The organism is Tardiphaga sp. P9-11, assembly GCF_008329525.1.
Taxonomy (GTDB): domain Bacteria; phylum Pseudomonadota; class Alphaproteobacteria; order Rhizobiales; family Xanthobacteraceae; genus Tardiphaga.
Genome location: NZ_NPKQ01000010.1, coordinates 190,968 through 197,310, shown reverse-complemented (window position 1 = coordinate 197,310; position 6,343 = coordinate 190,968). Strand labels below are relative to the sequence as shown.

At 62.2% G+C, this 6,343-nt stretch carries 7 protein-coding genes; 2 read left to right on the top strand and 5 right to left on the bottom strand.

Features of this window, described 5'->3' with window-relative positions:
- Positions 1 to 127, bottom strand: a 127-nt coding sequence (locus CIW50_RS25165; RefSeq protein WP_246664458.1) for a GTP-binding protein, incomplete at its 3' end; no start/stop codon positions are given.
- Positions 128 to 301: 174 nt separating this feature from the next.
- Between CIW50_RS25165 and CIW50_RS25160 the strand changes: the two genes are divergently transcribed.
- On the top strand, positions 302 to 1,540 hold the full coding sequence (locus CIW50_RS25160) for a serine hydrolase domain-containing protein (protein ID WP_149533896.1): 1,239 nt from the start codon (positions 302 to 304) through the stop codon (positions 1,538 to 1,540).
- Between the two features lie 140 nt (positions 1,541 to 1,680).
- On the opposite strand, the gene CIW50_RS25155 is transcribed toward CIW50_RS25160, so the two are convergent.
- Entirely contained in the window at positions 1,681 to 2,448 is a 768-nt protein-coding gene (locus tag CIW50_RS25155; protein ID WP_149533895.1) for an SDR family NAD(P)-dependent oxidoreductase, read from the bottom strand.
- A 41-nt stretch (positions 2,449 to 2,489) separates the two neighbouring features.
- Positions 2,490 to 3,227 (bottom strand): histidine phosphatase family protein, encoded by a 738-nt coding sequence (locus tag CIW50_RS25150; RefSeq protein WP_149533894.1) that lies wholly within the window; start codon positions 3,225 to 3,227, stop codon positions 2,490 to 2,492.
- Positions 3,228 to 3,388: 161 nt separating this feature from the next.
- Between CIW50_RS25150 and CIW50_RS25145 the strand changes: the two genes are divergently transcribed.
- A complete protein-coding gene (locus tag CIW50_RS25145; RefSeq protein ID WP_149533893.1) occupies positions 3,389 to 4,174 on the top strand; it encodes an SDR family NAD(P)-dependent oxidoreductase in 786 nt (261 codons plus the stop codon).
- A 31-nt stretch (positions 4,175 to 4,205) separates the two neighbouring features.
- Here CIW50_RS25145 and CIW50_RS25140 read toward each other — a convergent pair whose 3' ends face one another.
- Both CIW50_RS25140 and CIW50_RS25135 read right to left on the bottom strand, forming a co-directional pair.
- Positions 4,206 to 5,117 (bottom strand): DMT family transporter, encoded by a 912-nt coding sequence (locus tag CIW50_RS25140; protein WP_149533892.1) that lies wholly within the window; start codon positions 5,115 to 5,117, stop codon positions 4,206 to 4,208.
- A gap of 211 nt (positions 5,118 to 5,328) precedes the next feature.
- On the bottom strand, positions 5,329 to 6,240 hold the full coding sequence (locus tag CIW50_RS25135; protein ID WP_149533891.1) for a DMT family transporter: 912 nt from the start codon (positions 6,238 to 6,240) through the stop codon (positions 5,329 to 5,331).
- Positions 6,241 to 6,343: the final 103 nt, after the last annotated feature.

Below are 6,343 nucleotides of genomic sequence, written 5' to 3'. Positions count from 1 at the left end.
TGGCACCACCCGATTCAGCCAGGATCTTCGTGATCGCCGCCGTCAGCGACGTCTTGCCGTGGTCGACGTGACCGATCGTACCGATATTGCAGTGCGGCTTGTTACGTTCAAATTTTGCTTTGGCCATAGATCCACCTGTTAAGCCACGCCCGTGCGCAGCACCAAACCGGCGGCTGGTTACAAGGGAAAACGGCCCTGTTCAAGCCCGAACTTCTAGGCCAAGCTCATCCAACCATGCCGGTGAAGCCCCTATGTAAGCCGGCAAATGACAAGATCAATCAAAGCGCTATCGGGAGCCCTCATGAACGTCCAAACTGCCGCAAAACACGCCATTTCCCCCGTCACCCCGGAGTTGCCGCAGGCCCGGCCGGAAACGCTGGGATTGTCATCAAACCGTCTTCAAACCATGTCGGACGCGTTCAAGCGCGAGATCGACAAAGGCACCACGCCGGGCGTCACCATGCTGGTCTCCCGCCGCGGCCAGATCGGCTATTTCGAGGCCTTCGGCAAGCTGACGCCGGATGGCTCCGCGGCCAATTCTTCCAGGCTCATGACGCGCGACAGCCTGTTCCGCATCTTCTCGATGACCAAGCCGATCGTCTCGCTGGGCATCATGCAGCTGGTCGAGAACGGCCACATCCTGCTCAACGATCCGCTCGCCAAATACATCCCCGAATTCGCCGACACCAAGGTCGGCGTCGAGCGCAACGGCGCGCTCGAACTGGCGCTGCCGCTGCGCCCGATCACGATCCAGGACCTGCTGCGTCACACGTCGGGCATCTCCTATGAGATCACCGGCAACGGCATGGTGCAGCGGATGTACCAGAAGTCGAATCTGCGTAATCGCGACATCACCAACGAAGAGCATGCGAGGATTGTCGCCGGCCTGCCGCTGATCTGCCAGCCCGGCAGCGAATGGAACTACAGCCGCTCCACCGACATTCTCGGCCGCGTCATCGAGGTCGTGTCCGGCAAGTCGCTGGGCAACTATCTCACCGAAAACATTCTGGCACCGCTGCAGATGGCCGAGACCGGCTTCCACACAGCAAGCGCGAACAAGGACCGCATCGCCCAGCCCTTCCCGACCGATCCCTGGACCGGCGAGAAAGTCGCACTGTTCGATCCGCTGGAGATTCCGAAGATGGAATCCGGCGGCGGCGGTCTGGTGTCGAAGACCATGGACTATGCGCGCTTCTGCCAGATGCTGCTCAATGGCGGCACGCTGGATGGCACCCGCGTGATCGGCAGCCGTACACTGCATCTGATGGCGTCCAACCATCTGACGCCCAGCGTGAAGCTGGAAACACATCTCGTGCCGCCCGGCCACGGCTTCGGCCTCGGCTTTGCCGTACGCACGGACGATGGGCTCGCGCCGTATGCCGGCTCGAGAGGCCAGTTCTTCTGGAGCGGCGTCGCCGGCACGTTCTTCTGGATCGATCCGCAGGAAGAGCTGTTCGCGGTGTTCATGTCGCAGGGACCGGGGCAACGGGAATATTTCCGGACGCTGATCCGGAGCCTGGTTTACGCCGCGGTGGAGTAAGCAAAAAACTCGTCATTCCGGGGCGCGGCCGGCGCAAGCCGGACGCGAACCCAGAATCCCGAAATGGCCTGACGCTGTCGGAGACAGCCCACAACGAGGTTCCGGGTTCGCGCAAGAGCGCGCCCCGGAACGAGTGTGCCTCAACTGATCGTCGCGCCGCCGTCGATCACCATGGTCTGCCCGGTCATGAAATTCCCGGCCGCCGATCCAAGGAACACTGCAGCGCCTGCGATTTCATCGGGGATGCCGATGCGCAGCAGCGGCGAGCGTGCCGTCGAGGCTTTCAGCGTGTCCGGATTGTCCCACAGCGCCTTGGCGAAGTCGGTCTTGATCAGGCCCGGCGCGATGCAGTTCACGCGAACATTGTGCTTGCCGTATTCACAGGCGAGATTGCGCGCGAGCTGCATATCGGCGGCCTTTGAAATGCAGTAGGCGCCGATGGTCGTCGAACCCTTGAGGCCGCCGATCGACGACACGATGATCACCGAGCCTTCCTTGCGCGCGATCATGTCCGGCACCACCATGCCTGTCAGCCAGTTGTTCGCGACAATGTTGTTGCTCAGGATCTTGTTGAACTGATCGTCCGAAATATCCGCCAGCGGGCCGTAATACGGATTCGACGCGGCGTTACATACGAGAACGTCGATCTTGCCGAACGCATTCTTGCTTTCGTCCACGAGGTTCTGCAGATTTTCCTTGCTGGAGATGTTGGCGGCGATCGCCACCGCCGTCCCCGCGCCGAACTGTGCGTTGATCTCCTTCGCCACTTCATCGCAGACATCCTGCTTGCGCGAGGAAATCACCACCTTGGCGCCGTGCTCCGCCATGCGCTCGGCAATCGCCCGGCCGATACCGCGCGTCGAGCCGGTGATGACGGCGACTTTTCCAGTCATGTCGAACAAGTTCATTTCTCTCTCCCCTTGATCCGGCATGGGCCGGTTGTTTTGATCTATGCGAGTTTCGTCGACGTCACTTCCGGTCCCGCCGGCTGATGCATCGCCGCATGCGATGGATCGGCGATCCATGGTTGCTGGTTGACCATCGGAATGCGCCAGCCGCTGTGGCCGTCGCTGGCGAGATGATCGAGCCGCGTCACCGAGCAATTGTCGATGGTAAAAGCGAGGCCCCGATCCGGCTGATCGTTGAGCGCAAGGCCGATCGCCGCCTTGATGGTGCCGCCATGGGCAACCGCAACGATATCCCTGCCGGCGTGTTCGGTATTGATCCGTTCGATGCCACGGCGCACGCGGTTGTACAGATCCATAAAGCTTTCGCCATTCGGGGATGGCTCGTCGATCGGCGCGAACCAGTAGCTGCCGACATTGATGGGACGGCTCGCGAAGAACGCGGCGCGATTCATGCCCTGCCAGTCGCCGAGATGCTGTTCGGCGAAATCCGTTTCATGCGGCATCGCGTCGGGCTTCGGAAATCCCGCAGCCCAGATCGCGTCTGCGGTTTGATGCGTGCGTTTCAGATTGCTGGCGACCCACACCGCGTTGCGCGGCAGTATCTTGCTGACGGCGCTGAACACCACGCCGTCGCTGCAGTCGCAATCCATGTCCTTCTGGCCGTAGATGTTGCCGCCGTCACTGCGGACAGGCGCGTGTCGCACCCACCACCACCGCGTCGCCGTCACACCTTGAGGGACTGTATGCTGCGCCACGAACGGTTTCTCGGCGTTGGACATCGTGACCACCCTTCAATACTGTTTCGTTTGTCGTACGTCAGAGCGCGCAATGCCTCAAGCATCTTCGCTGACTGATGGCGGACATTGAACACGTCGAATTGGAATTCCATGCGGCGGCACGCCGCCCAAAAAATCATCAGAGAAGTGTCAGGGAGAATCTCATGGGCCGCCTCGCAGGCAAATCCGTCATCATCACCGGCGCAGGCAGCGGCATCGGCCGCGCCGCAGCGCAACTGTTCTCGAAGGAAGGCGCGAAGCTCGTCATCGTTGATCGCAGCGAGAGCGTGCATGAAACCGCGAAACTCGTGAGCGACGCCGGCGGCACCATCGAGGCGGTCACCGCCGATGCCGGTTCCGAGAGCGATGTAAAAGCGTATGTCGAAAAGGCACTCTCAAAATATGGCAAGCTCGACGCGATCTGGGCCAATGCCGGCATATCGGGCGGTCTCGTGCCGCTGCTCGAACAGACCGTCGAACAATGGCAGGAGATCCTGCGCATCAACCTGATCGGGCCGTTCCTCGCGATCAAACATTCCATGCCGCATATGGTGAAACAGGGCCACGGCTCCATCGTCCTCACCGCCTCGGTCGCAGGCCTGAAGTCCGGCGCCTCTGGCCATCCCTATGCGTCGAGCAAGGCCGGCGTCATCAGTCTGGTGCAGACCACGGCCTACTCGCTCTCCGGCACCGGTGTGCGCATCAATGCGGTGTGCCCCGGCCTGATCGAGACCGGCATGACAAAGCCGATCTTCGACAACGCCAAGGAGCGCGGCACGCAAGGCAAGATCGGCCAGCTTAATCCGCTGAAGCGCGCCGGCCAGCCGCATGAACTCGCGGCAATGGGATTGTTTCTGGCCAGCGACGAAGCGTCCTACGTCAACGGCCAGGCGATCCCGGTGGACGGCGGCCTCACGGCCTCGATGCCCTATGCGGGCAAGCCGATCTAGCCGCATCGTATAGCGCGGCGCACTCGCCGCGCTATATGCCATCCGGCGGAGCGTTCGCTGAATTCGCCGCCAGCATGCGGTCGCGGACGCGCTCGCGGTGAAACGTGTAGATGCCGGACAGTACGATGATGCCCGCGCCGATCACCATCATGGCGTCGGGAACGTCGCCGAAGACCAGATAGCCCAGCAGCATTGCGTACAGCACCTGCGAATAACGCATCGGCGCCACCGATGCGATGTCGCCGACACGCAGCGCGAGGATCACGCACTGGAAGCCGATCAGCGTCATCACCGCCGCCAGCTCCAGCAGAGCGAGCGAATGAATGGATAGCACAGTCCAGTTCCCGTGCTGCACGGTGAGCGCCGCTCCTGCCAGCGTCACCGCAACGGCGGTGAGAAAGGTCACGAACAGCGTGGGAATTTCGGCCGGGATGCGTTTGGTGACGAGATCGCGCGTGGCGTAGAACAACACCGATAGCAGCGCCACCAGTGTGAACTGGCTGAAACCCTCGGCGCCCGGCCGCACGATGATCAGCACGCCGATAAAGCCCGCGGCAATCGCAAGCCACCGCCGCCACCCGACCGGCTCGCCCAGGATCAACACCGCGCCGCATGTCATCACCAGCGGCAACGATTGAACGATGGCCGTCACATTCCCGAGCGGCAAATACGACACCGCCAGCAGAAACAGTGCGGAGCCGCCAATCTCGCCACAGATGCGCAGCGCAACCGATGGCACGGCCAGCACCCGCAGCGGGCGCAGTGCGCCCTGATGCACCGCCAGTGCACCGATCATGACGCTGGCGAACAGCCCGCGCAGCAGCAGCACCTGGCTGAAATGCATCTGCACGGTGAGGAATTTGGCAATGGCGTCGTTGACGCTGAAGGTTGCCATGGAGACAGCCATCAGCAGGCTGCCGCGCAGATTGGGAGAGAGAGGCAAGACAATCCTGGGTGAGTTACGGTCAGAGCAGACAGGCTCCGAACAGAGCAAGACTCAGGCCAAATGATTGCGCCTCATGTGCACGAAGACGGACGTGCGAGCCAGATGGCTCACGCTGCCCTGCCATTCACTGCGCGCCGGGCCGGACGCTGACGGCCGAGCCTATAGGATGGATGGAGCGAACCCATCCTGAGGATTCCCTGTGATCGCCCTACAACCCATCCGGCGGCATGCTCGGCGCACTGGCCGCCGGCAGCCGGTTGCGAACACGCTCGCGATGGAACGCGTAAAGACCGGACAGCACGATCACCGACGCGCCGAGAACCATCGGTCCGTCCGGCACATCGCCGAATACGAGGTAGCCAAGCAACATGGCCCACAGCAGTTGCGAGTACCGGAACGGCGCAACGGCAGAGATATCGCCGGCGCGCAGCGCCAGGATCACGCACTGATATCCAATCAGTACCAGCACCGCAGCGAGCGCCAGCAGGCCGAGCGACCGGTTCGAGGGTGGCGTCCAGCCACCCAGCGGAACGAGCAGGATGGCGCCGACGATCGTCACAACGATCGTCGTCAATAGCGTGACGAACAGCGAAGGGATTTCGGCCGGAATGCGCTTGGTCGCGAGATCGCGCACGGTACAGAACGCAACCGACAACAGCGCCAGCAGCGAAAACTGGTTGAATCCCTCCACGCCGGGCCGGACCACAATGAGAACACCGACGAAGCCCGCGGCGATCGCCAGCCAGCGTCGCCAGCCCACCTGCTCACCGAAGATGAGTGCCGCACCGAGCGTGATCGCGAGTGGCAGCGATTGAAAGATCGACGATACGTTCGCAAGGGGCAGATGTGCGAGCGATGCAAGAAAAGTCACGGTGCCGCCGATCTCACCGAATACGCGCAGCGCCACAGACGGCACGAACAGGATGCGCAGCGGACGCAGTGCCTTCTGCTGGGTGGCGAGCGCGCCGATCAGCACAACGGCGAACAGACCGCGCACCAGCATCACCTGGCCGAAGTTCATGTGCAGCGTCAGGAATTTTGTGAGCGCGTCGTTGAGGCTGAAGCCGGCCATGGCCGTGGCCATCAGCACGCTGCCGCGAAGATTGGGAGAGAGAGACAAGTGCGTTTCCAGGTCGATCGACGCAGCAGCGCTTGCTGCGGCCGGCCCTCTTAGCGGGGCATCTCTGAAGCGATCATGAAAGAGGCGCGATCCCCACTCGGTC

What these genes read in the sequence shown, in the direction of transcription:
- CIW50_RS25160 (WP_149533896.1), top strand. Translation starts at nt 302, where the DNA reads ATGAACGTCCAAACTGCCGCAAAACACGCCATTTCCCCCGTCACCCCG.
- CIW50_RS25145 (WP_149533893.1), top strand. Translation starts at nt 3,389, where the DNA reads ATGGGCCGCCTCGCAGGCAAATCCGTCATCATCACCGGCGCAGGCAGC.
- CIW50_RS25155 (WP_149533895.1), bottom strand. Translation starts at nt 2,448, where the DNA reads ATGAACTTGTTCGACATGACTGGAAAAGTCGCCGTCATCACCGGCTCG.
- CIW50_RS25150 (WP_149533894.1), bottom strand. Translation starts at nt 3,227, where the DNA reads ATGTCCAACGCCGAGAAACCGTTCGTGGCGCAGCATACAGTCCCTCAA.